The organism is Auraticoccus cholistanensis, from assembly GCF_009742705.1.
Taxonomy (GTDB): Bacteria; Actinomycetota; Actinomycetes; order Propionibacteriales; family Propionibacteriaceae; genus Auraticoccus; species Auraticoccus cholistanensis.
This window is the reverse complement of sequence record NZ_WPCU01000004.1, coordinates 355,038-379,003: the sequence shown is the minus strand read 5'-3', so window position 1 is coordinate 379,003 and position 23,966 is coordinate 355,038. Positions and strand designations below refer to the sequence as shown.

The window sequence follows — 23,966 nt, the reverse complement described above, 5'->3', positions numbered from 1 at the left end:
CCGCGCGAGGTGGCGGGGGGCTCGCAGCCGCCGACCGCACACCGAGAGCTCGTTCGGGCCCACAGACGCCACCAGCAGGGACGTGCTCCTCTCCCCCCGAGAGCCACCCTGCTGGTGGCCCCTTCCTCCTCCGGGTCCTGGGGCCCGGAGGAGGAGCTCTCTCCTGGCTGGATCGGACGGAACCGGGACGGCAGAGCCGGGACGCCCCTGCTGGGCGTCCCGGCTCTGCTGCGTGCCCGGGTCGGAGCGGTCCTCCGGCGGTGCGGTCAGGCGCTGCGGAGGTCCAGGGCGGGCGCGGCGCCGATGCGGTGCCCGAGGACCCGGCGGAGCTCGGTGCTGGAGACGTGCGGCGTGTACGGGAAGTAGTGCACCGCCACGCCGACCGAGGCCATGTCGTGCTCGAGCTTGTCGCCCTTCGGCGTCCCCCGCCAGTCGTCGCCCTTGAACAGCACGTCGAACCCCACCCGCTGCCACACCTCGAGCTTGTCGCTCGACTCGTCGACCACCACCTCGTCGACCACGTCGATCGAGGCCACCACGCGCATCCGCTCGGCCAGCGGCACCACCGGGTGCTTGCCCTTGGCCGCGAACAGCGCCGCGTCGGTCACCACCCCCACCACCAGGTGGTCGCAGTGGGCGCGGGCGCGCAGCAGGATGTTGAGGTGCCCGATGTGGAACATGTCCCAGGCACCGGGCACGTAGCCGACCAGGCTGTGCACCGGCTCGGCGGCGCTCACGCGCCGGGCCCGGTGACGGTGCGCAGGGCGCGCGACTGGCTCTCCACGTGCGGGGTGAGGACCAGGTCGGGGTCCGGCCGCAGCCAGTCCGACTCGCCGCGGACGGCCATCACCACCACCGAGTCGCCCAGCCGGGCGTACTCGTCGGGATCGTGGATGACCGCGCGGTCGACGCCGCGGAGGTGGCTGGCCAGGACCAGACGCTCCTCGACACCGATCACCGGCACCCGTCCGGTGCCGGCGATGAGGTCGTCGTCGCGCAGCACCCCCACGGTCAGCACGTCGCAGTGGGCCCGCGCCTGTGCGAGCAGGTCGAGATCGCGCACGTTGAGCATGTCAACCGCGCACGCCAGATAGCCGTGACGCATTCAAACTCCCCCGAGTTCATCGGCCCGGCGCAACCCCCGTCGGCGTCGGAACCGGGAACCACTCTAACGCTGCGTGGGGTTCAGCGGGGGAAAATGGCGCACCGGTGTGCAAATGGTCTGACCGCCCCGCAGGACGCCCGACCGCGGTCCCAGGACGGCCTGTGCCCCCGGGGTCATCCGTGCCGCGAGGCGAAGCGGGCGACGGCCGTCAGGTCGACCGGCGCACCGGTGTCGACGTCGAGGGTCGGCGCCCCCAGCTCGACCTCGGTGAAGGGGGTCGCCGCAGCCAGGTGCTCCGCGTCGGCGTGGGAGGCGCGGGTGGGGTCGGCGAGCAGCCGGGCACGCATCCGTTCCCGGGCCACCTCCGCCGCCACCCGGCACCGCACCACCCGCACCGGCGCGTCGGGCAGCAGCTCCAGCCCCTGACGCCACAGCGGGGCCTGGTACGCGGCCTCGACGACGACGGCGACCCCGGCGCCGTGCCAGCTCCGCAGGGTCTGGAACAGCAGCTGGTGGACGCGCCGGCCGAGCTCGTGCTGACCGAGGTGGCCGTGGCGGCCGGCCATGCCGTGGGCCAGCTCGTCGCGGCACAGCAGCGGCCACCCCAGCCGGCCGGCGAGGGACCGGGCGAGCGTCGTCTTGCCCGCCCCCGGGCGTCCGGTGACCAGCACCACCGGCGCCGGCTGCGTCAGCTCTCCCACGGGGTCACTGTGGCACGACCGGGGCGCGCGGTGCGCCGTCCCGCGTCAGACCACCTCGACCGCGTGGTCGAGGCCGAGGAAGGCGCCGTAGCGGGCGGCCGCCGCCTCCAGCGCCGTCCGCTCGTCCGGGGTGAGACCACCGCGGTACGGCTCGAGGGTGAAGGTCACCCGACGGCCCAGGGTGCGGCGCATCCGCGCCACCAGCTGGCCGTCCACCAGCGCCATGCCGACCGCGCTCTCGCGGCCCCGCGGCACGACCCCCTCCGCGTCGAGCACCATCCGGCTGTCCTGGTAGCCCCGGTACATCTCGTCGAGGATCTGCAGCAGGTGCCCGCCGGGGTCCGGGTGCCCGGCCGGCGGCTCCGCTCCGGCGAGGTGCCAGTAGGTCCGCCCGTCGTGGTCGAAGCCGGCCAGCTGCCCGCGCACCGCGGCGAGCCCGCGGCGGGCGTCGGTGAGGGTGAGGCTGGCCCAGTACGCCAGGTCCCGCTCGGTGGCCGGCCCGTGGCCGGCGAGGTAGCGCAGCGCCAGCTCGGCCAGCGCCTCCTCCCGGTCGCGGGCGGGTGCGGGGGGCACCCGCGTGGCGAACAGGGCGTAGGTGTGGGAGCCGTCCCTCGGACGCCCGCTGCAGATGAGCCGGTCGAGCTCGAGCAGGTCCACCAGCAGCACCAGCACCGGCGCGGCGACCTCCACCCCTCGCCCGGCCAGCTCGTCCGCGAGCTCGCCGCGGGTCCGGTCCGGTGCCGCGGCCAGGACCTCGAGCACGCCCGTGGACAGCCGGTCCAGCTGCTCCCCGGTGAGACCGTGGTCCTGCAGCTGACGCAGCACCACCGGTCTGATCCGGGGCGCGGTCAGCTCGAGCAGCCAGGACACGTCCTGGCAGCCGACGTAGTGCCAGGTCGGGCGCAGGACGTGGGTGCGGACCACCCGGCCCTGCTCCAGCAGCCGCGCCAGGTCGGCCGGGTGCGGCGAGGCGGTGCGGCAGGCCACCGCCCACTCCGACTGGCTGGGGTTCTCCGCCTGCACGGCGAGCAGCCGGTCGACCACCGCGGCGGCGTCCGGGGTGTGCGGTGCGGTGAGGCCCTGGGTGTGCAGCCGCCAGCGGGCGATGTCGTGGTCGGTCACCATCGTCGTGGTCCGTCACCCTGCCTGGCTCGTCGGCGAGAGGCCCGTCGCGTCCCCGGGACGCGGTCTGGAGCGGATGACGGGAATCGAACCCGCATTCTCAGCTTGGGAAGCTGATGTTCTGCCATTGAACTACATCCGCGAGCCGCCGGGCGGGCCGGCTGCGCGGCCACTGTAGCGCATCCGGGCAGCGCGGTGGTGGCTCCGCGACGGTGGGGGTCGTCCCTGAGACGGCCCGGAAAGGACGCCCGGCACCGTGGTCAGCGAGCACCTCCGCGGCTTAGCGTGGCGACGTGAACAGCAACCAACCGTCCCAGCCGGGTGCGCCGCTGCTGGGGGCCACCCCCACCGCCGCCGGCCCGGGGGCCGCCGAGCCGCCGCTGCGCCCCGCCCCGCTGCGCGCCTCGGACCAGGACCGCGCCAAGGTCACCGCCGTGCTCAGCACCGCCTTCGCCGAGGGCCGGCTCACCCACGAGGAGCACGAGGAGCGCCTCGACCTCGCCATGCGTGCGCGCACCTTCGACGAGCTGATCCCGCTCACCGAGGACCTCGTGCCGCTGGACCGTCCACTGCCGGCCACCGGCACCGGGGAGCGCAGCGGGCCGGTCGTCGACCGCAGCACCAGCTCGGCCACCCCCGACCGATTCCTGGCGGTGTTCGGCGGCTTCGAGCGCAAGGGCCGCTGGCGCGTCCGCCGCCAGAACCAGCTGCTGATCGCCTTCGGCGGCGGCGAGCTGGACCTCACCGAGGCCGTCCTCGAGGGCGACCAGATCGAGATCGCGGGGCTGACCGTGTTCGGCGGGCTGGACGTCACGGTGCCGGAGGGGGTCGCCGTCCGCGACGAGACCGTCGCCATCTTCGGCGGCACCAGCGTCAAGGTGCCGGCCCCGCCGCCGGGGGCGCCGACCGTCGTGGTGAAGGGGTTGTGCCTGTTCGGCGGCATCGACATCAAGACACCGAGCAGGAAGAAGCTGCAGAAGGCGGCCCGCAAGGCCGAGCAGCGCCGCCACGGCTGCGGTCACTAGGGTGACCGGCGTGGACGAGCTCTTCGCGCCCCCGGGGACGGCCTGGCAGCAGATCTCCCCGCGGTGGCGCAGCTACGAGCTCGTCGGCACCGCGGTGGCCTGCCTGCTGCTCTCCACCGTCCCGGCGGTGCTGGTGGGGGTGCTGGCCGACCTGTGGTGGCTGAGCGCCGCGATCTGGGGCTTCTTCGCGCTGCTGCTGCTCGCCGACGTGCTGCTGGTGCGGCGTCGCTGGCGCAACTGGGGCTACGCCGAGCTGGACGACGACCTCTACATCACCCGGGGGGTGATGTTCCGCCGGCTGACCGTGGTCCCCTACGGGCGGATGCAGGTGGTGGACGTCACCAGCGGCCCCTTCGAGCGGGCCTTCGGGCTGGCGACGGTGAAGCTGGTCACCGCGAGCGCGAGCACGGACGCGACCATCCCGGGGCTCCCGCCGGACGAGGCCGCCCGGCTGCGCGACCAGCTCTCGCAGCGAGCCGAGGCAAGGCTGTCGGGGCTGTGAGCCAGCCACCCGGGCCCGGCTCGAGCCCGGACCCGCAGCCGCCCGAGCCGTCCCCCGCAGGCCCCGCCCCGGGCGGGGTGGCGCTGCCGACGACGCCGGTCGAGGTGGAGCCGGCACGCGCCCTCCCCGACGCCCCGACCGGTCCGGACGGCAAGAGGTTCGAGCGCGCCCACCCGCTGACCCCGCTGATCCAGGGCTGGCTGGTGCTGGTGGCCATCGTGATCGGCGTCGCCCGCGACCTGGTCCCCGACGGCGGCGAGGACAACCTGGTCGACAGCCTGGCCGGCTCGCTGCGCTGGATCCTGCCGCTCCTCGGGCTCGTGGTGGTGGTCGCGGCCGTGGCCGGCTACGTCACCTGGCGGTTCACCCGGTTCGTCATCGACGACGAGGAGCTGCGGATCGAGACAGGTGCCCTCTTCCGCCGGTCCAAGCGGATCCCGTTCCAGCGCATCCAGAGCATCGACCTGTCCCAGCCGCTGGCGGCGCGGCTCTTCGGGCTGGCCGAGCTGAAGATCGAGGCCGGGGCCGGGGACGCCGGGGCCAAGCTGCGCTTCCTCAGCCGGGGCAAGGCCTCCCAGCTGCGCGACTACCTGCTGACCCGCGCCGCCGGCGAGCGGCGCAGCGTCCACGAGGAGGGACCGCAGGCCAGCGCCTGGACCGACCTCAGCAGCGCCGACGAGGTGCTGGTGCGGCTGACGCCCGGCCAGCTGCTGCTGGGCTTCCTGCTGTCGGGCGACTTCCTGGTGCCGGTGCTCGTCCTGGCCGTCGGGCTGGGCGTCACCGGGTTCCTCGGCGTGGTGGTCTTCGCCCTGCCCGCGGTGATCCCCTTCGCCATCGGCCTGGCCTCCGCCGCCGGCCGCCAGGTGCTGGGCCAGTTCAACTACACGCTCTCCCGCTCGGGCCGGGGGCTGCGGATCAGCCGCGGGTTGACCAACCTGACCAGCCAGTCGGTCCCGGTCGACCGGATCCAGGGGATCAGCATCAGCCAGGGACTGCCCTGGCGCCCCTTCGGGCTCTACCGGGTGCGGATCGACGTGCTGGGCAGCACCACCGGCGTCGAGGACGGCAGCAAGCAGCTCAACCTGTCGCTGCTGTTCCCGGTGGCCACCCGCGACCAGGTGCGGACCGGGCTGGCCGCGGTCCTGCCCGAGGTGGACCTGGACGCCGTCGAGCTGCGACGCTCCCCCAGCAGCTCACGCTGGCTGCGCTGGGGTGACTGGTGGACGCTGCGGCACGGCTGGGACGACCGGGTGGTCGTCACCCGCCGCGGCTGGCTGCTGGACACCACCGCGGTCGTCCCGCACGCCAAGACGCAGTCGGTGCGGATCACCCAGGGTCCGGCGCAGCGGGCGCTGCGGCTGGCCACCGTCCACGTCGACACCACCCCCGGCCCGGTCACCCTGCAGGTCCTGCACGTCGCCGTCGAGGACGCCCGCACCCTGGCGACCGGGCAGCTGCAGCGGATGCGGCGGGCCCGCGCCGAGGCACCGGCCGGGACCGCGACCGGCCCCGCCCGTGCGCTGCCCCCGGAGCCCCGGGCGACCCCGCAGCCCACGGCGCCCGCGGTGGCGCAGCAGCCCCCCGGCCCGGACGCGGGCCTGGTCTAGGCTCGGCCCCGTGACTGACCACGCGGTTCTGGGCATCGACATCGGCGGCTCCGGCATCAAGGGGGCACCGGTCGACCTGGCCTCCGGGGAGTTCCGCAGGAAGCGGCTGCGCATCGACACCCCGGACCAGTCGACCCCGGACAAGGTCGCCGAGGTGGTGGCCCAGATCGTCGACCACTTCGCCGAGGACATCGGCGACGGCCCGATCGGCATCACGATCCCGGCCGTGGTCACCCACGGGCGCACCCGCTCGGCGGCCAACATCGACAGGTCGTGGATCGACTGCGAGGCCGAGAAGCTGTTCGAGGAGCGGCTCGGCCGCGACATCTACCTGGTCAACGACGCCGACGCCGCCGGTGTGGCCGAGGTCCACTACGGTGCCGCCAAGGACCACCCGGGCCTGGTGCTGCTGACCACCCTGGGCACCGGGATCGGCACGGCCATCATCCACCGCGGACTGCTGGTGCCGAACTCCGAGCTGGGCCACATCGAGGTCGACGGCCACGACGCCGAGACCCAGGCCTCCTCCGGCGTCAAGGACAGGCTCGGGCTCTCCTACGAGGAGTGGGTCCCCCGGCTGCAGCGCTACTACGAGACCGTCGAGGCGCTGCTGTGGCCGGACCTGATCGTGGTCGGCGGCGGGGTGTCGAAGGACTCCGACCTCTTCCTGCCGCAGCTGCGGCTGAAGACGCCGATCGTGCCCGCGGCGCTGCGCAACAAGGCCGGCATCATCGGCGCCGCCTGGCTGGCCGCCGAGCGGCGGGAGCGTCCGGAGCCGGTGCTCGACTACGTCGCCCCGGGCCAGGCGCAGGTCTCGCCCCAGAAGGCGCAGCACTAGCACCCGCGCCCGCAGGCCCCGCACCGGCCGCCCGGCACCGCACCAGCACGGCACCGGCCCGGGCGGGGGTCACATCCGCTCGGGTGCCTCGATGCCCAGCAGGTCCAGACCCCGGGCCAGCACGTCGCGGACGGCGGTGCAGAGCGCGAGCCGGGACGCCCGGACGTCCTCCTCGCTCTTGAGCACCGGGCACTGCTCGTAGAACACCGACAGCGCACCGGAGAGCTCGTAGAGGTAGGAGCAGAGCCGGTGCGGCTGCAGGCTGGTGCCGACCTCGACCACCACCTCGCCGAAGCGGGTGAGCAGCAGCGCCAGGGTCTGCTCGGCCGGCTCGTCCAGCCGCGTCACCGACGGGCTGACCGGGTGGCCCTCGGCCTCGGCGCGACGCAGCAGCTGGCACAGCCGGGCGTGGGCGTACTGCAGGTACGGCCCGGTGTCGCCGGTGGTCTGCACCATCCGGTCCAGGTCGAAGACGTAGTCCTTGACCAGGCTGTTGGACAGGTCGGCGTACTTCACCGCGGCCAGCGCGATGGGGCGGGCCGCCCGCTCCTCGGCGGCGTCCAGCAGGTCGGCCAGCTTCATCGTGCCGCCGTCGCGGGTGCGCAGCCGCTTGCCGTCCGAGCCCAGCACCATGCCGTAGCCGACGTGCTCCGCGCGGACCTCGGCCGGCAGGAAGCCGGCCTTGCGGGCGACCGCGAACACCTGGTTGAAGTGGAAGGTCTGCTCGGCGCCGACCACGTAGAGGATCCGGTCGGCGTGCAGGTCGCGGACCCGGTGCCGCAGCGCGGCCAGGTCGGTGGCGGAGTAGCCGAAGCCGCCGTCGCGCTTGCGGACGATCATCGGCGCGTTGAAGCCCTCGACGAAGACCACCAGCGCGCCGTCGTCGACAACGGCCGCACCGCTCTCCTCCAGCTCGGCCACCACCGCCGGCAGGTCGTCGTTGTAGGTGGACTCACCGGCCAGGTCGGCGTCGGTGAGCAGCACGCCGAGGCGCTCGTAGGCGGCCCGGAAGCCGGCCAGCGAGATGTCGATCAGCTGCCGCCAGATGGCCAGGGTCTGCTCGTCGCCGGACTGCAGCAGGACCACCCGCTGCCGGGACGCGTCGGCGAAGGCCTCGTCGGCGGCGAAGTGGGCGTTGGCGCGGCGGTAGAGCTCCTCGGCCCCGGCCAGGTCGAGGCCGGCCACGTCGAGGCCCTCGGCGAGGATCTGCTCCACCAGCATCCCGAACTGCCGGCCCCAGTCGCCGATGTGGTTCTGCGGGACGACGGTGTGGCCGAGCGCCCGCAGCACCCGGGTCAGGCAGTCGCCGATGATCGTCGAGCGCAGGTGGCCGACGTGCATCTGCTTGGCCACGTTGGGCGCGGAGTAGTCGATGACCACGGTCTCGCCGCCCCCGCCGGGGACGCCCGAGGCCGGGTCGGTGAGCACCTCGGTGGCCGCGCGGGCCAGCACGTCGGTGCGCAGCCGCAGGTTGATGAACCCGGGGCCGGCCACCTCCGGCGGCTCGCACAGGTCGCCCAGGTCGGCCTGCTCCACCACCCGCTGCGCGACCTCGCGCGGCGGGCGCCCCTCGGTCTTGGCCAGCCGCAGCGCGACGTTGGACTGGAAGTGACCGAACTGGGGCTTGGTGGCGGGGCGCAGCTCGGGGTCGATGCCGGTGACGGCCTCGATCCGCCGGCTCAGCGCCTGGGGCAGGGACGACATGGGCGACATTGTTCCACGCAGCCGCACCCCTGCCGGCCGCCCGCGGCGGGGCCGGACGCCGCCCCCCGGCGCGCGGTCGGGCGCCGGCCCGGGCAGCCCGGGCGCGTGGGCCGTGCGACCCCGGGTACAGGCCCGGCAGCGACCCTGAGAGGGTCGGATCAGGCAGAACCATCCGCACGATCAGGAGAGATCACATGACCCAGGTTCCCAACGTCACGCTCAACGACGGGGCCACCATCCCGCAGCTCGGGTTCGGGGTCTGGCAGGTCGAGGAGGACGACATCGTCCCCGCCGTCAGCGCCGCGCTGGAGATCGGTTACCGCCACATCGACACCGCGCAGATGTACGGCAACGAGGAGGGCGTCGGGAAGGCCATCGCCCAGTCCGGCATCCCGCGTGACGAGATCTTCGTGACCACCAAGCTGAGCAACCAGCGCCACGGCGACCCGGAGGTCGCGCTGCAGGAGTCGCTGGAGCGGCTCGGCATGGACCGGGTCGACCTGTACCTCGTGCACTGGCCGCTGCAGGAGGGCACCCACGTGCAGGCGTGGGAAGGGCTGCTGCGGGCGCGTGAGCAGGGGCTGACCACCAGCGTCGGCGTCTCGAACTACCACGCCCACCACCTCGACGACATCATCTCCGCCACCGGCGTCACCCCCGTGGTGGACCAGGTGGAGCTGCACCCGACGTTCACCCAGGTGCCGCTGGTGCAGGAGATCCGCAGCCGCGGCATCGAGGTCGAGGCCTGGACGCCGCTGGGCCGCGGCGACCTGGAGGAGGACGTCATCACCGGGCTGGCCGAGCGGCTGGGCCGCAGTCCCGGCCAGGTCGTGCTGCGCTGGCACCTGCAGAAGGGCTACATCGTCTTCCCGAAGTCGGTGACCCCGTCGCGGATCAAGGAGAACTTCGAGGTCTTCGACTTCGAGCTGACCGAGGACGACATCGCCGCCATCGACGGCCTCGACCGCGGTGAGCGCACCGGGGGCCACCCCGACGAGCTCTGACCCCGGGGCCACCCGCACCGGCAGACCGACGCCGTCCACCCTCCCCCAGCGCGAGGGTGGACGGCGTCGGCGGCTCCAGCTCCCCCTCGAGGAGCGGGACTCCAGTGTGCGCCTGAGGGAGCCGCGGACGGAAGAGGGGTCGGCGCGGCCGGTCAGCCGAGCTGCTCGCGGAGCGCGGCCAGCACCTCCGCGGGCATCCCGTAGCCGTGCTGCGGGGCCGGGTATCGGCGCTCGCGGACGTCCTCGGCGTAGGCCCGCACCCCGGCCACCATGGCCTGCTGCAGGTCGGCGTAGCGCTGCACGAACCGGGCGCCGACGCCCTCGCGCATGCCGAGCAGGTCGTGCAGCACGAGCACCTGGCCGTCGACGGCCGGGCCGGCCCCGATGCCGATCACGACGGTGCCGGGCAGCCGCGGCACGAGGAGCTCGGTGAGCTGGGAGGGGACCGCCTCCAGCACGACCGAGAAGCAGCCCGCCGCCGCCAGCGCCTCGGCCTCGCCCAGCACCCGGGTGGCCGAGGCGAGGTCGCGGCCCTGGGCCCGGAAGCCGCCGAGGGCGCTCGCGCTCTGCGGCGTCAGCCCCACGTGCCCCATCACCGGGATGCCGGCGGCCATGACCGCCCGCGCCCGCGACAGCGGCACCGGACCGCCGCCCTCCAGCTTCACCGCGTCGACCCCCGCCTCCTTCACGAACCGGACGGCCGAGGTCACGGCGAGCTCGTCGGAGGCCTCGTAGCTGCCGAAGGGCAGGTCGGCCACCAGCAGCGGCGTGGTCAGCCCGCGGCGGACCGCCCGGGCGAGCACCAGCATCTCCTCCAGCTCGACGCCGGTGGTGGAGTCGAGCCCCAGCACGGTCATCGCCGCGGAGTCGCCGACCAGCACGACGTCGACGCCGGCCTCCTCCGCGGCCCGGGCGCCGGGGAAGTCGTAGGCGGTGACCATCACCACGGGACGTCCCTCGCGCTTGAGGGCGGCCAGGCCCGGCAGGGTCACCGGCGGCCGGGCGCCGCCGGCAGGGCGCTGGGCGGGTCGGGCCGACACGGTCAGCGGGCCCCGTCGGTGAGCAGGGTGGCCGGGTCGGCGTCCACCCGCAGGACGGCGTTGCTGCCCCGCTCCACGTGCACCACCCGCGGGGAGTAGCGCTGCAGCTCGAGCTCGTCGTACTGGCCGTAGGAGATGACGATGACGGTGTCGCCGCGGTGCACCAGCCGGGCGGCCGCCCCGTTGACCTTGACCTCGCCGCTGCCCCGCGCGCCGGCGATGGTGTAGGTCTCGAAGCGGGCCCCGTTGTCGACGTCGACGACGGCCACCTGCTCGTGGGGCAGGATGTCGGCCGCCTCCAGCAGGTCGGGGTCGACGGTGATCGAGCCGACGTAGTGCAGGTCGGAGTCGGTGATGGTGGCCCGGTGGATCTTCGACTTGAGCATCGTGCGGTGCACGTCGGCTCCTCTTCTCGGTGCGGTCGGGTCAGCTGGCCGGCGGGGTCAGCAGCTCGTTGTCGATCAGCCGGACGGCGCCGACGCGGGCGGCCACGGCGGCCAGCACCGGGCGGTCGTCGAGCGTGCCGACTGCGGTGAAGGTGTCGGGGTCGACCAGGGCCAGGTACTCCGGCTCCACCCCGTCGCGTTGCATCGCGGCCAGCCCGGCGGCCACGGCGCGGTGGGGGTCGCGCTCACCGGAGCGGACCGCGGCGCCCACCGCGTCGAGCCCGTGCCGCAGCGCGAGGGCGCGGGGCCGGTCGGCCGCCGTCAGGCGGACGTTGCGGCTGGACAGCGCCAGCCCGTCCGGCTCGCGGACGGTGGGCACGGTCTCGATGCGCACCGGCAGGTCGAGGTCGCGGACCACCCGGCGCACCACCGCCACCTGCTGGGCGTCCTTCTGGCCGAAGAAGGCGACGTCGGGGCCGACCATGCCGAAGAGCTTGGTGACCACCAGCGCCACCCCGTCGAAGTGGCCGGCGCCCCGCTGCACCCCCTCCAGCGGCTCGCTGACGCCCCGCACCTGGATCCGGGTGGCGAACCCGGGCGGGTAGACCTCCTGCGGCGGCGGGGCGAACAGCACGGTGGCGCCCGCCGCGGCGGCGAGCCGGGCGTCGGCCTCCTCGTCGCGGGGGTAGGCGGCCAGGTCGTCGGGGTCGTCGAACTGGGTGGGGTTCACGAACAGCGAGACCACCACCTCAGAGCAGGCCGCGGCCGCGGTCCGCACCAGCGTCAGGTGGCCCTCGTGCAGGGCTCCCATGGTGGGGACCAGGCCGATGGTGCTCCCGGCGCGGCGGGCCGGCTGCAGGTGCTCCCGCAGCTCGGCGACAGTGCGGACGGTGCGCATCAGGCGGCCCGCCCGGCCAGCCGGCGGGTGGCCCCGGCCAGCGCGTCGAACAGCGCCAGCTGCTCCGGCAGCCGCTCGGCCAGCACCGCGCGGTGACGGCCCACGGTCTCCTCGTCGCCGCGGGCGATCGGACCGGTCAGCGCGTCGGCCCCGCCGCGGAGCGCCCAGGACTCGACGGTGGCGCGCACCAGCGGCACCAGCCGCTCCCGCGGCAGGCCGGCGGTGGCGGCCAGCTGCTCGGCGGCGTCCTCGAGCACCACCAGGAAGTTGGAGGCCAGGCAGGCGGCGGCGTGGTAGGCCACCCGGTCCTCATCGGCGACGGCCACCGGCTCCATCCCGCAGGCGGTCGCCAGCGCGGTGGCCACCGCCAGCGCCCGCTCGCTGCTGCCGGCGACGGCGGCCGTGGTGCCGGCGAGGTCGGCGCCGTCGCGGGGGATGGTCATCAGCGGGTGCACCGAGAAGGCCTCGTGCGGGGCCAACGGCGCCAGGCTCGTGGCCCCGGAGACGTGCCCGACCAGCCGGCCCGGGCGCTCGGGCAGCGCCGCCGCCACGGCCGCGATGGCGGCGTCGGGGACGCAGAGCAGCACGACCGGGTCGTCGTCGATGTCGGCGCCGCGGCCGAGCGGTCCCCGGACGGCGACCCCGGCGGCGAGGAGCGCGGCCGCCAGGGCGGTCCCTGCGCGCCCGGCGCCCACCACGGTCACCGCCGGCGGCAGCGCACGCTGGGCGTCCATGTGGGTGTCCGTCCTGCCCGGCGAGCGGGCCTGGGTTGGGTCCTGGCCGGGTCGCGGCCCCGGCGCCCACCGATGCTACCGACGAAAACGACATCAGATCCGCCGCTGTGCCTATATGGGCACAGCCTCGGATCTGGTGCCAGAAAGTTCGGGTGGCTCCTAGGTCGTCAGGTCACGCAGCCGCACCAGCAGCACCGACGCGGCGGCGACGGCCAGGGCGACCACGACCATGACCAGGGTCGCGGTCCGGTCCAGCTGCTCCAGAGGCAGCGCCGAGGAGTGGCGGAAGGGGCTGAGGGCCTGCAGCCACGCCGGCAGCCGCAGCAGCTCCCCCAGCTGACCCAGCGCCAGGGCCAGCACCATCGCACCCCAGCCGAGGGGCACGGTCAGCCGCGGCAGCACCGCGAACACCAGACCGGCCACCGCCACCACCACCAGCGCAGCCGGGACGTGGGCCAGCGCGGCCGCCGGACCGGTGCCCAGCCAGGACGCCCCCCGACCGGCCACCACGAGCCCGACCCCCGCCGCCGACCCGGCAGCCAGGGCCACCAGAGCGGTCACCACGAACCCCAGGGCCAGCTGGACCGCCAACCAGCTCCGGACGGCGACCGGCGCCGCGAGCAGCAGCTCGGCGCGGCCCTCGCTCTCCTCCGTCCGCAGCCGCAGCACGGTCTGGACGCCGGCCGCCGCGGCGAGCACACCGGCCATGCCCAGCAGGGCGGCCGTGAAGACCTCCACCGTCCCGCCCGCGACGCCCGGCTGCAGACGGGCGATGAGCTGGCCCAGCGCCTCGTTGGACTCCACCGCCTCGGCGACCACCGGCGCCAGCAGCCCGGCCAGTCCACCCAGCGTGGCCGCCCCGAGACACCACCCGACGAGGCTCGGGAGCTGGTGACGGACCGCCAGTCCGCTCACCGAGCCCGTCAGCCGGCCTCCCGCGGCCGGTCCAGGCCGATCGGCGAGCACGCTGTCACCCAGGTCCCGGCGCCGGCGGAGCAGCACGGCGGTCCCGAAGAGCAGCGTCACCGCGACGACGTGGAGCACCAGCACCTCCGGGCGCTGCTGGCCGAACGGGGAGACCCGCTGACTCCAACCGATCGGCGACAGCCACGACGGCCACGCCGGCTCGGCGCGGGTGGGGTCCGCGCCGGCAGGGCCGAGAGCGTCACCGATCCCGCGCACCAGGTAGGCCAGGCCCACCAGCGCACCCGCCGCACCGGCGGCCGCCCGCGCCGTGGGCAGGACCTGCGCGCAGACCGCGGCCACGCCCGCGAACACCAGTCCAGCGAGCGCCAGGGCCACCCCGCTGAGCAACGCCCCGGCGAGCTCGAGGCCGGCCACCAGGAAGCCCCCGGTGACCAACCCGGCGAGCAGCAGGCCGACCACTGCAGCCGTGACCAGGGTCGCCACGAGCGGCAGCAGCCGTCCGGTCGGCGTGGCGCCGACCAGCTCCGCCCGCCCGGCGTCCTCGTCACCGCGGGTGTGGCGCACCACCAGGAACACGTTCATCAGCCCTGCGAGCACCGCGAGGAAGGTGAAGACCTGGAAGAAGGTGACCGCGCCCACGCCCGTGCCGTCCGGGGTGCCGCGCAGGAACAGGAAGGCGGGGTTGGCGGCTGCCACGGCCACGAGCGCCGCCCGCTGCTCCTCGTCGCCGAACTCGGCCCTGACCGCGCTCGCCGACGCGACGGCGAGCACGCCGATCCCGCCGGCCCAGGCCAGCAGCTGCCAGCGGTCCCGACGCAGCTGCGCCCTCACCAGCACGCCCAGCCGGGCACGCACCAGGGTGGCCATCACCGCACCTCCCCCTCCGTGCCGTCCCCATAGTGACGCAGGAACAGCTGCTCCAACGAGGGCGGGCCGGCCAGCACCGTGCTCGGCCGCAGCCGCGCCAGCTCGGCCAGCACCTCCGGCAGCCGGTCGGGGTCGACGTCGAACTCGAGGGTGCCGTCCGCGGTGCGCAGCGACGTCACCCCGACCAGGGAGCCGAGCACCGCGGCGGCGACGGGCGCAGCGCCGTCACCGCCGGCAGCGACCCGGAAGGTGGTGCGCGTGAGCTCGCGGAGTTCGGCCAACGTCCCGGTCTGCACGGTCCGGCCGGCGCGGATGATGGTGACCCGGTCGCACAGCCGCTCCACCTCGCTGAGGATGTGGCTCGACAGCAGCACCGCGGAGCCCTCGGCGCGCACACGCTCGACGTGGCGGGCGAACACGGCCTCCATCACCGGGTCCAGGCCGCTGGTCGGCTCGTCCAGCAGGTACAGCCGCGCCGGACGGGAGAAGGCGGCCACCAGCACCACCTTCTGCCGGTTCCCCCTGGAGTACTGACGGGCGAGCTTGGTGGTGTCCAGCTCGAAGTCCTCCACCAGCTGCCGGCGCAGCTGCGGGTCGGCTCCACCGCGGAGCCGGGTCAGCAGGTCGATGATCTGGCCGCCGCTCAGGTTCGGCCACAACCCCACGTCACCCGGCACGTAGGCCAGGTCGCGGTGCACGACGACGGCGTCCGCCCACGGGTCGCGCCCGAGCACGGTGGCACGTCCGCCGCTGGCGCGGATGAGGCCCAGCAGGATGCGGAGCGTGGTGGACTTGCCCGCCCCGTTGGGGCCGAGGAAGCCGTGCACCTCGCCAGGGCGGACCTGCAGATCCAGTCCGTCCAGGGCGGCAGTGCGTCCGAAGTGCTTGCGCAACCCGGACACGTCGATGATGAGCTCGGCACGCATGGGCCGGTCCTCTCGTGGTCGCACGACAGCGCCACGGCAGGTCGCCGGGGCGCTCCGCTGCTCGCGGGCCGACCAGGCTTCCCGGCTCTCCAGCTGTGAGACTAGACCCGCGGGAGGTGCGCGTACAGGGGCCCGGGTGCACCCGGGCTACCGCGCCGGCGGGCGGTGTGACTACGGTGCCCCATGGCTCCTCGACTCCCCCGTCTGGCCGGACGCCCCCGCCGGCTCCCCCTGCTCGTCCTCGCCCTCGCCCTGGGCAGCACCACGGTGCTCGGCGGCGCGCCCGACGCCGCCGCCGCCCAGGACCCGATCGCCACCCGCCACTGGACCTCCACCGGCGACTGGACCGCCGGGTCCGGCTCCGGCACGGTGGCCCGCAACGGCAACCTGGCCCTGGACGTGCCCACCTCCACCACCAGCTACACCGACCCCCACACCGGCAAGCGGCGCAGCTACGAGGTCTCCACCTGGACCTCGCCGCGGGTGTCGACCAGCTTCGGCGCCACCGAGCTGATCGCCTCCTGGAACGCCGCCACCACCGCCGACACGTTCGTCGAGGTCCGGCTGTCCGGGCGCACCACCTCCGGCGCGGACACCAAGTGGTACGTGATGGGCCGCTGGACCCAGCAGGACGGCGCCGGCAGCATCAGGCGGACCTCGGCCGGCTCCCAGTCCGACGACCACGCCCGGGTGGCCACCGACACCCTCATCACCAAGCCGGGGGTGCAGCTCAGCAGCTACCGGGTCCAGGTCCGGCTGCACCGGGCCGCCGGCACCGGCCGCCACCCCTACCTGCGGGGGCTGACGGTGATGGCCTCCGACATCCCCGCCCGCAGCTCGGTGAGCACCTCCGCGCCGACGGGGCGGGCGGCCGGCACGGTGCTGGCGGTGCCCACCTACTCCCAGCAGGTGCACACCGGGCACAGCCCGCAGTTCGGCGGCGGCGGCGAGGCGTGGTGCTCGCCCACCTCGGTGGCCATGGTGCTGGACTACTGGAAGCTCGGCCCCTCACGCAGCCAGACCTCCTGGCTCGGCTCCGGCCACCCGGACCCGCAGGTGGACCACGCCGCCCGCTACACCTACGACTACGCCTACCAGGGCACCGGCAACTGGCCGATGAGCACCGCCTACGCCAACCACCGCGGCGCCAACGCCTTCGTCACCCGGCTGCACAACCTGCGCGAGGCGGAGACCTTCATCGAGGCCGGGATCCCGCTGGTCGTGTCGGTCTCGTTCAGCCGCGACGAGCTCGACGGCGCCGGCTACGGCACCGACGGCCACCTGCTGGTGGTGGTCGGGTTCACCCGCTCCGGCGACGTGGTGGTCAACGACCCGGCCTCGCACCTGGCGAAGTCCAACGCCCAGGTCCGCACCACCTACGACCGGGCCCAGTTCGAGAAGGCGTGGCTGACCGGCTCCAAGGGCACCACGTACGTCATCGCGCACCCCAGCACGCCCCTCCCCCGGTCCTGGGGCGCCTGGTGAGCCCTGCCCCGTTCCTGGGGCGCCTGGTGAGCCCTGCCCCGTTCCTGGGACCCTGGTGAGTTCTGCCGCCGCTCAGGCGCCGGGCGGAGGCGGTTCGCTCCGCTTCTGCCCGGTGCGGGCGGCGGCCCGCGCCACCAGCTGCGCGGCGACCGGCACGGTCAGCAGCTGGAACAGCCCGATCAGCACGATCATGCCCATGTCGATGCCGGTCCGCAGCCGCAGCCCGACCCCCAGCAGCACCAGCAGCAGGCCCAGCACCTGCGGCTTGGTGCCGGCGTGCATCCGGGTCAGCAGGTCGCCGAAGCGCAGCACGCCGATCGCCGCGGTGAGGCACAGCAGCGAGCCGAGCAGCAGGCAGACCAGGCCGGCGATGTCGAGCACCTGCTCAAGCACCCTCGCCCCCTCTCCCCGGGGCGTCCTCGCCGGTGCGGCCCAGGTAGTTGTTCGGCGACGGCTCGTCGCTGCCGCGGTCGTGGTCGCGGGCCACGAACCGGGCGATGGCCACCGAGCCGACGAAGCCCAGCAGCGACAGCGAGACCAGGATCGGCAGCGTGGTCGGGTTGCGGTTGATCGCCGCCTCCAGCCCGAACGCGCACACCATGATCGAGATCAGCACCTCGCTGGCGACGGTGCGGTCCAGCACCGAGGGGCCGCGGATGATCCGCACCAGCACCAGCGCGGCCGAGACCACGAGCAGGGCGGCGCAGAGCGTCACCAGGACAGACTGCAGGCTCATGGACGTCCTCCCGGTGCGGCGGGGCCCGCTGCGGCGGGGCCCGGTTCGAGGCCGAAGGCGTGCATCACCCGGCGCTCGGTGCGCAGCACCCGCTCCACGGCGGCCGCACGTCCCTCCGGGGTGTGGACGTCGATCACGTGCACCCGCATCCGGCGCCCGTCGAGGTCGGTGATGACCGAGCCGGGGACCAGCGTGGTGATCTCGCTGGTCAGCGTGCGCACCAGGTCGTGGTCGGTGTTCAGCAACACCTCGAGCTCGGTCCCGGTGGCCGCCGGTCCGGGCCGGACCGACAGCCAGGCCACCTGCAGCGACGCCCACACCAGCTCCCCCAGGAACGTGACCAGCAGCCAGAGCAGGGCCAGCGGGCGCGGCCGCAGCCCCAGCGTCAGCCGCGGCAGCGGGAACGCGAGCAGCACCAGCGCCGACAGCAGCAGCCCACCCACCACCAGCACCGGGGTGATCTCGCCCCACAGGCAGACCCAGATCACCGTCAGCACCAGCAGCGGGACCGGCTGCAGCCTCGCGCGGATCACGGCACCACGTCCCCGAAGACGGCCCGGACGTAGCCGGCGGGCTCCAGCAGCTCGGCCGCGGCCCGGTCGGTGACGCCGAACAGCGGACCGGCCACCACGGTCAGCGCCACCCCCACCAGCACCAGGGCCGCGGTCGGCAGCACCACCCCGGGCGCCAGCGCGTACAGCCGCTCGTAGCGCCGCTCGAGCCGGTTCTCGCTCGTCACCGGCGCCACCACGGGGACCCGCCAGAAGGCGCGGGTCCAGACCCGGCTGACGGCGTAGAGGGTGAGCAGGCTGGTCAGCACCGACCCGGCCAGCAGCGCGTACACCAGCCAGCCGCCCTGCTCGGCGCCGGCCTGCATCAGACCCACCTTGCCCAGGAAGCCGGAGAACGGCGGGATGCCGCCCAGGTTGGCCGCCGGCACCCCGTACAGCACCGCCAGCAGCGGCGAGACGCGGGCCAGGCCGCCCAGCCGCGACATCGAGGTCGACCCACCGCGGCGCTCGATCAGCCCCGCCACCAGGAACAGCGTGGTCTGGATGGTGATGTGGTGGGCGACGTAGAAGATGGACGCGCTCAGCCCGGCCGGCGAGGCGAGCGCGATCCCCAGCACCATGTAGCCGATGTGGCTGACCAGGGTGAAGGACAGCATCCGCTTGATGTCGTCCTGGGCGACCGCGCCGAGGATGCCGACCAGCATGGTCAGCAGCGCCGCCCACAGCAGCAGGGTCTGCAGCGGGCTGCCGGGGAAGAGCAGGGTCTGGGTGCGGATCATCGCGTAGACGCCGACCTTGGTCAGCAGCCCGGCGAACACGGCCGTCACCGGGGCGGGTGCGGTCGGGTAGGCGTCGGGCAGCCACCCCGAGAGCGGGAACACCGCCGCCTTCACCGCGAACCCGGTGAGCAGCAGCAGCTGCAGCAGCAGCGACGTCCCGGCCGGGATGTCGTCGAGCCGGGTGGAGAGCTGGGCCAGGTTCACCGTGCCGGTGGCCGCGTAGACCATGGCCAGCGCGATCAGGAAGATCGAGGAGGAGGCCAGGCTGACGAAGACGTAGGAGATCCCGGCGCGCACCCGCTCGGCGCTGGCGCCCAGGGTGAGCAGCACGAAGCTGGCGGCCAGCAGCATCTCGAACCCGACGTACATGTGGAACAGGTCGCCGGAGATGAAGGTGGTCGACACCCCCGACAGCAGCACCAGCAGGGTCGGGTGGAAGATCGGCAGCGGCGCCTCGCCGAAGGAGGTGCGCCGGGCGCTGCTGAACGCGCCGCTCTCGCGGTCGGTGGCGCCACGGCCCTGCCCGATGGCGTAGAGCAGCACCCCGAAGGTGACGACCACGGCCACCACGACCATCAGCGCGGCGAGCCGGTCGATGACCAGGGTGACGCCCTGCGGCGGGACCCAGCCGCCGACGTGGACGACCTGCAGGCCGTACCGGTCGGCGCCCCACAGCAGCACCGCGCTGATCGCCAGCACCAGCGAGAGCGTGGCGACCGTGACTGCGCGCTGCAGCCGGGTCCGGCGGCGCACCACCAGGGCCAGCCCGGCCCCGACCAGGGGGAGCAGCACCGGCAGCGGCACCAGGTCCAGCAGCAGCTCGCGCACGTCCGTGGCGAAGATCACCGGGCACCTCCGGGGTCGGGGTCCTCGCCGGGACGGGGTTCGGCGTCGACCCCGCCGTGGAAGTCGCTCTCGGACATGTCGTTGGCCAGCGCCCGCAGGCCGATGCGGGCGTCCTCGGGGTCGTTCTCGACGAGGTCGCTGCGCCGCAGCTGCCAGGACCGGTGGGCCAGCGCCAGCACGAACCCGGTCATGGCCAGGGTGATGACGATCGCGGTCAGCGACATCGCCTGGGGCAGCGGGTCGGCCATCGGCCCCGCGCCCAGGTCGACGATCGGCGCCCGCCCGCGGGGCCCGGCGGCCACCACGAAGAGCAGGTTGATGCCGTTGCCGAGCAGCAGGAAGCCGAGCAGGGCACGGACCACGCTGCGGGCCAGCAGCAGGTGCACCCCGCACCCGACCAGCACGCCCGCGAGCACGCAGAGCAGCACGTCCGGGGTCATCGCAGCACCTGCCTCTCGGTGGCCAGCGGCGGTGCCGAGGAGCCCCGTGCCAGCCGGGCGCGGCGGATCTGGTCCTCCTCGATCTGGACGTCGAGGTGGCCGCCCAGGCTGCGCAGCACGTCGAGCACCAGCCCCACGACCACCAGGTAGACGCCGATGTCGAAGACGGTGGAGGTGACCAGGTGCAGCTTGCCGAGCAGCGGGACCGAGACGTCGAAGATCCAGGTCTGCAGCACCCGGCCGCCGAACAGGATCGAGACGAAGCCGAAGCCGGCGGAGAGGAACAGCCCCGCCCCCATCAGCAGGCCGGGGGTGACCGGGACGGCGGCCTGCAGCTCGGCCCGGCCACCGGCCAGGTAGCGCACGGTGAGCGCCAGCCCCGCGACGAGGCCCGCCGCGAAGCCGCCGCCGGGGAGGTTGTGCCCGGACAGCAGCAGGTACACCGACCAGACGATGATGGTGTGGAAGACCAGCCGGGTGACGACCTCCAGCACCACCGAGCGCCGCTCGGCCGGCACCTGCTGGCCCTCGGCCAGCCACGAGGAGGCGGTGGTCAGCGGCCGGGTGTACTGGCGGCGGCGGGCCCGGGCCTGGCGCAGCCGCTCGTTGTGCTCGTGGACCTGGTTGCCGCGGACGTAGACCAAGCTGGCGATGCCGGTGGCCGCCACGAGCACCACCGAGAGCTCGCCCATGGTGTCCCAGGCGCGGGTGTCGACCAGGATGACGTTGACGATGTTGTAGCCGCCGCCGAAGTCGACCGCGGTGACGTCCAGGCCGGTGGAGGCCGGCGGTGCGTCCCGGGCGCCGCTGGCCACCAGCGCCACCAGGGTCACCGTGGCCCCGACGGCCACCCCGATCACGGTGCGGACCACGCGCTGGCGGCGGGTGGAGTCGTCGTTGAAGCGTCCGCTGAAGCGCCGCAGCACCAGCACGAGGACGACGAGGGCGACCGACTCCACCAGCACCTGGGTGAGCGCCAGGTCGGGGGCGCCGTGCAGCACGAAGACCATCGCGGTGGCGTAGCCGGTGACGCCGACGCAGAACACGCCGCGCAGCCGCCGCCGGGAGCGGACGGCCGCGACCGCCGCGACCACCGCCACCGCGGCGACGCCCAGGTCGGCGGGGGTGGCGAACCACAGCACGTCGGCGGGCCAGCTGATGCCGTGCAGCGCGACCGCGCCGGCGAGGAGCAGCACCAGCGTGCCGAGGACGAGCCCCAGCTGCAGGGGCAGCGAACCGCGCTGGACGGCCCCGGTGACCTCCAGCGACAGCCGGTCCAGCGACCGCATCACCACGCGGTAGGCCGTGCTGGCCGAGGGCACGCGGGAGAGCCGCTGCTGCACCGCCTCCACGCCGTCACGGCCCAGCACGACCAGCGCGCCGAGCAGCAGGGTGAGCACCGACAGACCCAGCGGCCACCCGAGCCCGTGCCACAGCCCGAGGTGGACCCGGTGGTCGGCGGCCGGCATCGAGCCGGCGTAGCCGGTGAGCCAGGGCTCGATCCAGGTCGACAGCGGCCCGGCCAGCAGCGAGGCGGCGGCCAGCACCACGGGGACGCCGACCAGGGCCCCCGACGGCGGGTGCAGCACGGGGGTGTCGTCGAGACCGCGCTTGGTGGGGAAGGCGCCCAGCGCGAACCGGGCGCTGTAAGCCACGGTGAGCACCGAGCCGGTCACCAGCACCGCGAGCACCACGCCGTCGGCGACGCTGCCGGCGCGGGCGGCGGTGAGGAAGGTGTCGTAGGCCATCTCCTTGGAGACGAAGCCGAGCAGCGGGGGCACGCCGGCCATCGAGGCCAGCGCGAGCAGGGTGGCCGTGGTGAGCAGCGGCCAGCGGCGTCCCAACCCGGAGAGCTCACGCAGGTCGCGGGTGTCGGTGGAGTGGTCGATGGTGCCGACGACGAGGAACAGGCAGCCCTTGAACAGCGCGTGGGCGAGCAGCAGCGTCAGCGCCGTCAGCCCGCCGTTGTAGCTGCCGACGCCGGCCACCACGGTGAGGAAGCCGAGCTGGCTGACCGTGCCGTAGGCCAGCAGCAGCTTGAGGTCGTGCTGGCGCAGCGCCCGCCAGGCGCCGATCAGCATGGTCAGCCCGCCGACCCCCAGCACCACCGGCAGCCAGACGTCCGCGTCGGCGAACCCCGGGGCCAGCCGGGCCACCAGGTAGATGCCGGCCTTGACCATCGCCGCGGCGTGCAGGTACGCGCTGACCGGGGTGGGGGCGGCCATCGCCCCCGGCAGCCAGAAGTGGAAGGGAACCTGGGCGGACTTGCTGAGCGCGCCGACCAGGATGCAGGCGAGGGCGGCCTCCACCACGGGCCCGGTGGGCGGGGCGGCGAGCACCTCGCTGAGCTGGTAGGTGCCCGCGGCCTCGCCGAGCAGGACGATGCCCAGCAGCATGGCCAGCCCGCCGAAGGTGGTCACCACCAGCGCCTCGGTGGCCGCCGAGCGGGCCGCCTTGGTCTCGGGACGGTGCCCGATCAGCAGGTAGGACAGGACGGTGGTGGCCTCCCAGAACACGAAGAGGACCAGCAGGTCGTCGGTGGCGACCAGACCGAGCATGGCGCCGGCGAACCCGGTCAGGCAGCCGGCGAACCGTCCCAGCCCGGGCTCGTCCTCGTCGAAGTAGGCGGCGCAGTAGACCAGCACGGCCGCGCCCACGCCACCCACCACCAGGCACATCAGCCAGGCCAGCGGGTCGAGCAGGAAGCTGAGCCGCAGGTCCAGGCTCGGCACCCACGTCCAGGAGATCCTCGGCGGGGTGTCGGAGTGGGCGGCACCGGTCTGCGCCAGCGCCCAGACCGCGGTGGCGGCCGGAGCGGCGGCCAGCAACCAGAAGGCCCGACGACCCACCACCCGCACCAGCCAGGGCGCCGCGACCGCCGCGACGGCATGGGCGAGCAGCAGCAAGGTCACGGGGCTCCCTTGGTCGGAATCGGCCGGGGGGAGGTCATTCTAGAGGCACGACCGCAGCAGGCCCCCGCGACGGCTCAGGGGCCCGGCTGGCAGTGGGGGCAGTGGTAGCTGCGCCGCTCCTGCCCCGGCGGGCCGAACTCCTCGCTCACCACCAGGGTGCCGCAGCGCCGGCAGGGCTTGCCCGGACGCTCGAAGACCCAGTGCTCCTCACCGCGGCGACGCACCCCCGTGGTCACCTGGTCGTGGTGCAGCTTGTTGGCCTCGAGCAGCCGGCGGGCCCGCTCCACCACGGCGGCCACGTCCGCGACCTCGCCCACCGGGCGGCGGGGGTGGATGCCCTGCAGGAACAGCGTCTCGGCCCGGTAGAGGGTGCCGATGCCGGCCAGGTTCCGCTGGTCGAGCAGGGCCTCACCGATGGTCCGCCCGGGGTGGTAGCGGATCCGCCGGACGGCCTCGGCGGCGTCGAAGGCCGGGTCGAGCAGGTCCGGGCCCAGGTGGCCGACGACCTCGTCCTCGGCGTCGGTGCGCACCATCTCCACCACCGGGATCCGCAGCCCGACGCAGGTGTGGGTGGCTCCGGCCAGCACGATGCGGATCTGGTCCGCCGGGCCGGGCAGCCGCTCCCCCGTCCGGCGGAACCGCCAGGCGCCCTCCATCCGCAGGTGGGTGTGCAGCGTCCAGCCGGTGTCGAAGCGCAGCAGCTGGTGCTTGCCGCGGGCCACCACCTCGGTGCAGGTGACGCCGACCAGGTCGGTGCCGGCCAGCTGCGGCACCCGGAGCTCGGACCGGGTGATCCGCTGCCCGCCCAGGGCCGCGTTCAGCCGCAGGCAGGCCAGCCAGACGGTGTCACCCTCGGGCACGGGACGTCCT

The 23,966-nt window shown here is 74.3% G+C and carries 24 protein-coding genes and 1 tRNA gene; 6 read left to right on the top strand and 19 right to left on the bottom strand.

The features are described 5' to 3' along the window. Positions 1-266 precede the first annotated feature (266 nt). The 5 genes from GC722_RS04240 to GC722_RS04220 all read right to left on the bottom strand — a co-directional run bounded on the left by GC722_RS04240 (position 267) and on the right by GC722_RS04220 (position 3,070). Entirely contained in the window at positions 267-737 is a 471-nt protein-coding gene (locus GC722_RS04240; protein WP_331714369.1) for an adenylyltransferase/cytidyltransferase family protein, read from the bottom strand. Beyond that, entirely contained in the window at positions 734-1,063 is a 330-nt protein-coding gene (locus GC722_RS04235; RefSeq protein ID WP_156608225.1) for a hypothetical protein, read from the bottom strand. Before GC722_RS04235 ends, GC722_RS04240 begins: the two co-directional genes overlap by 4 nt. A gap of 215 nt (positions 1,064-1,278) precedes the next feature. Beyond that, positions 1,279-1,806 (bottom strand): AAA family ATPase, encoded by a 528-nt coding sequence (locus tag GC722_RS04230; protein WP_156608223.1) that lies wholly within the window; start codon positions 1,804-1,806, stop codon positions 1,279-1,281. Between the two features lie 45 nt (positions 1,807-1,851). After that, a complete protein-coding gene (locus GC722_RS04225; protein ID WP_156608221.1) occupies positions 1,852-2,931 on the bottom strand; it encodes a winged helix DNA-binding domain-containing protein in 1,080 nt (359 codons plus the stop codon). A gap of 65 nt (positions 2,932-2,996) precedes the next feature. Beyond that, a tRNA-Gly gene (locus tag GC722_RS04220) sits at positions 2,997-3,070 on the bottom strand. A gap of 151 nt (positions 3,071-3,221) precedes the next feature. On the opposite strand from GC722_RS04220, the gene GC722_RS04215 reads away from it, so the two are divergent. Genes GC722_RS04215 through ppgK form a run of 4 tightly spaced genes read left to right on the top strand, consistent with a single transcriptional unit; the run spans position 3,222 to position 6,900 of the window. Beyond that, the gene (locus GC722_RS04215) at positions 3,222-3,953 is read left to right on the top strand and encodes a DUF1707 SHOCT-like domain-containing protein (protein ID WP_156608219.1); all 732 of its coding nucleotides are present in this window, start codon (positions 3,222-3,224) and stop codon (positions 3,951-3,953) included. A 10-nt stretch (positions 3,954-3,963) separates the two neighbouring features. Then, positions 3,964-4,455, top strand: coding sequence for a PH domain-containing protein (locus GC722_RS04210; protein WP_331714368.1), 492 nt, complete (start codon positions 3,964-3,966; stop codon positions 4,453-4,455). Further along, positions 4,452-6,062 (top strand): PH domain-containing protein, encoded by a 1,611-nt coding sequence (locus tag GC722_RS04205; protein WP_156608217.1) that lies wholly within the window; start codon positions 4,452-4,454, stop codon positions 6,060-6,062. The genes GC722_RS04210 and GC722_RS04205 overlap by 4 nt, the downstream gene beginning before the upstream one ends. Beyond that, positions 5,971-6,900 (top strand): polyphosphate--glucose phosphotransferase, encoded by a 930-nt coding sequence (gene ppgK / locus GC722_RS04200; protein WP_408609289.1) that lies wholly within the window; start codon positions 5,971-5,973, stop codon positions 6,898-6,900. Before GC722_RS04205 ends, ppgK begins: the two co-directional genes overlap by 92 nt. 69 nt (positions 6,901-6,969) lie before the next feature. Here ppgK and argS read toward each other — a convergent pair whose 3' ends face one another. Further along, a complete protein-coding gene (gene argS, locus GC722_RS04195) occupies positions 6,970-8,604 on the bottom strand; it encodes an arginine--tRNA ligase (protein WP_156608215.1) in 1,635 nt (544 codons plus the stop codon). A 194-nt stretch (positions 8,605-8,798) separates the two neighbouring features. On the opposite strand from argS, the gene GC722_RS04190 reads away from it, so the two are divergent. Then, positions 8,799-9,608: an aldo/keto reductase gene (locus GC722_RS04190; protein WP_156608213.1), complete on the top strand. Its 810-nt coding sequence runs from the start codon at positions 8,799-8,801 to the stop codon at positions 9,606-9,608. Between the two features lie 152 nt (positions 9,609-9,760). Here the strand turns inward: GC722_RS04190 and panB are convergent, their stop codons facing one another. From panB to GC722_RS04160, 6 genes are all read right to left on the bottom strand, one after another. After that, on the bottom strand, positions 9,761-10,648 hold the full coding sequence (gene panB / locus GC722_RS04185) for a 3-methyl-2-oxobutanoate hydroxymethyltransferase (protein ID WP_197429769.1): 888 nt from the start codon (positions 10,646-10,648) through the stop codon (positions 9,761-9,763). 2 nt (positions 10,649-10,650) lie between these two features. Next, on the bottom strand, positions 10,651-11,046 hold the full coding sequence (gene panD, locus GC722_RS04180; protein ID WP_331714366.1) for an aspartate 1-decarboxylase: 396 nt from the start codon (positions 11,044-11,046) through the stop codon (positions 10,651-10,653). Positions 11,047-11,074: 28 nt separating this feature from the next. Beyond that, complete coding sequence (gene panC, locus GC722_RS04175) at positions 11,075-11,932, bottom strand: pantoate--beta-alanine ligase (protein WP_156608209.1); 858 nt, start codon at positions 11,930-11,932, stop codon at positions 11,075-11,077. Next, a complete protein-coding gene (locus GC722_RS04170; RefSeq protein WP_156608207.1) occupies positions 11,932-12,666 on the bottom strand; it encodes a DUF2520 domain-containing protein in 735 nt (244 codons plus the stop codon). The genes panC and GC722_RS04170 overlap by 1 nt, the downstream gene beginning before the upstream one ends. Positions 12,667-12,825: 159 nt before the next feature. Continuing rightward, positions 12,826-14,460: an ABC transporter permease gene (locus GC722_RS04165; protein WP_156608205.1), complete on the bottom strand. Its 1,635-nt coding sequence runs from the start codon at positions 14,458-14,460 to the stop codon at positions 12,826-12,828. Continuing rightward, positions 14,460-15,386, bottom strand: a complete 927-nt coding sequence (locus GC722_RS04160; protein WP_156608203.1) for an ABC transporter ATP-binding protein — start codon at positions 15,384-15,386, stop codon at positions 14,460-14,462. The genes GC722_RS04165 and GC722_RS04160 overlap by 1 nt, the downstream gene beginning before the upstream one ends. Positions 15,387-15,569: 183 nt before the next feature. On the opposite strand from GC722_RS04160, the gene GC722_RS04155 reads away from it, so the two are divergent. Continuing rightward, entirely contained in the window at positions 15,570-16,871 is a 1,302-nt protein-coding gene (locus GC722_RS04155) for a peptidase C39 family protein (RefSeq protein WP_156608202.1), read from the top strand. Between the two features lie 72 nt (positions 16,872-16,943). Here GC722_RS04155 and mnhG read toward each other — a convergent pair whose 3' ends face one another. From mnhG to GC722_RS04120, 7 genes are all read right to left on the bottom strand, one after another. Next, on the bottom strand, positions 16,944-17,264 hold the full coding sequence (gene mnhG / locus GC722_RS04150; protein WP_331714365.1) for a monovalent cation/H(+) antiporter subunit G: 321 nt from the start codon (positions 17,262-17,264) through the stop codon (positions 16,944-16,946). Next, positions 17,257-17,607: a monovalent cation/H+ antiporter complex subunit F gene (locus tag GC722_RS04145; RefSeq protein ID WP_156608201.1), complete on the bottom strand. Its 351-nt coding sequence runs from the start codon at positions 17,605-17,607 to the stop codon at positions 17,257-17,259. The genes mnhG and GC722_RS04145 overlap by 8 nt, the downstream gene beginning before the upstream one ends. Next, entirely contained in the window at positions 17,604-18,140 is a 537-nt protein-coding gene (locus GC722_RS04140) for a Na+/H+ antiporter subunit E (protein WP_156608200.1), read from the bottom strand. The genes GC722_RS04145 and GC722_RS04140 overlap by 4 nt, the downstream gene beginning before the upstream one ends. Further along, complete coding sequence (locus tag GC722_RS04135; protein ID WP_331714364.1) at positions 18,137-19,744, bottom strand: Na+/H+ antiporter subunit D; 1,608 nt, start codon at positions 19,742-19,744, stop codon at positions 18,137-18,139. Before GC722_RS04135 ends, GC722_RS04140 begins: the two co-directional genes overlap by 4 nt. Beyond that, positions 19,741-20,184 carry a Na(+)/H(+) antiporter subunit C gene (locus GC722_RS04130; RefSeq protein WP_156608199.1) on the bottom strand — a complete coding sequence of 148 codons (444 nt, stop codon included), beginning with the start codon at positions 20,182-20,184 and terminating at the stop codon, positions 19,741-19,743. The genes GC722_RS04135 and GC722_RS04130 overlap by 4 nt, the downstream gene beginning before the upstream one ends. Next, entirely contained in the window at positions 20,181-23,096 is a 2,916-nt protein-coding gene (locus GC722_RS04125; protein WP_331714363.1) for a Na+/H+ antiporter subunit A, read from the bottom strand. The genes GC722_RS04130 and GC722_RS04125 overlap by 4 nt, the downstream gene beginning before the upstream one ends. Positions 23,097-23,170: 74 nt before the next feature. Continuing rightward, positions 23,171-23,966 (bottom strand): Fpg/Nei family DNA glycosylase (locus GC722_RS04120; protein WP_231747387.1); only part of this gene is annotated, 796 nt, incomplete at its 5' end.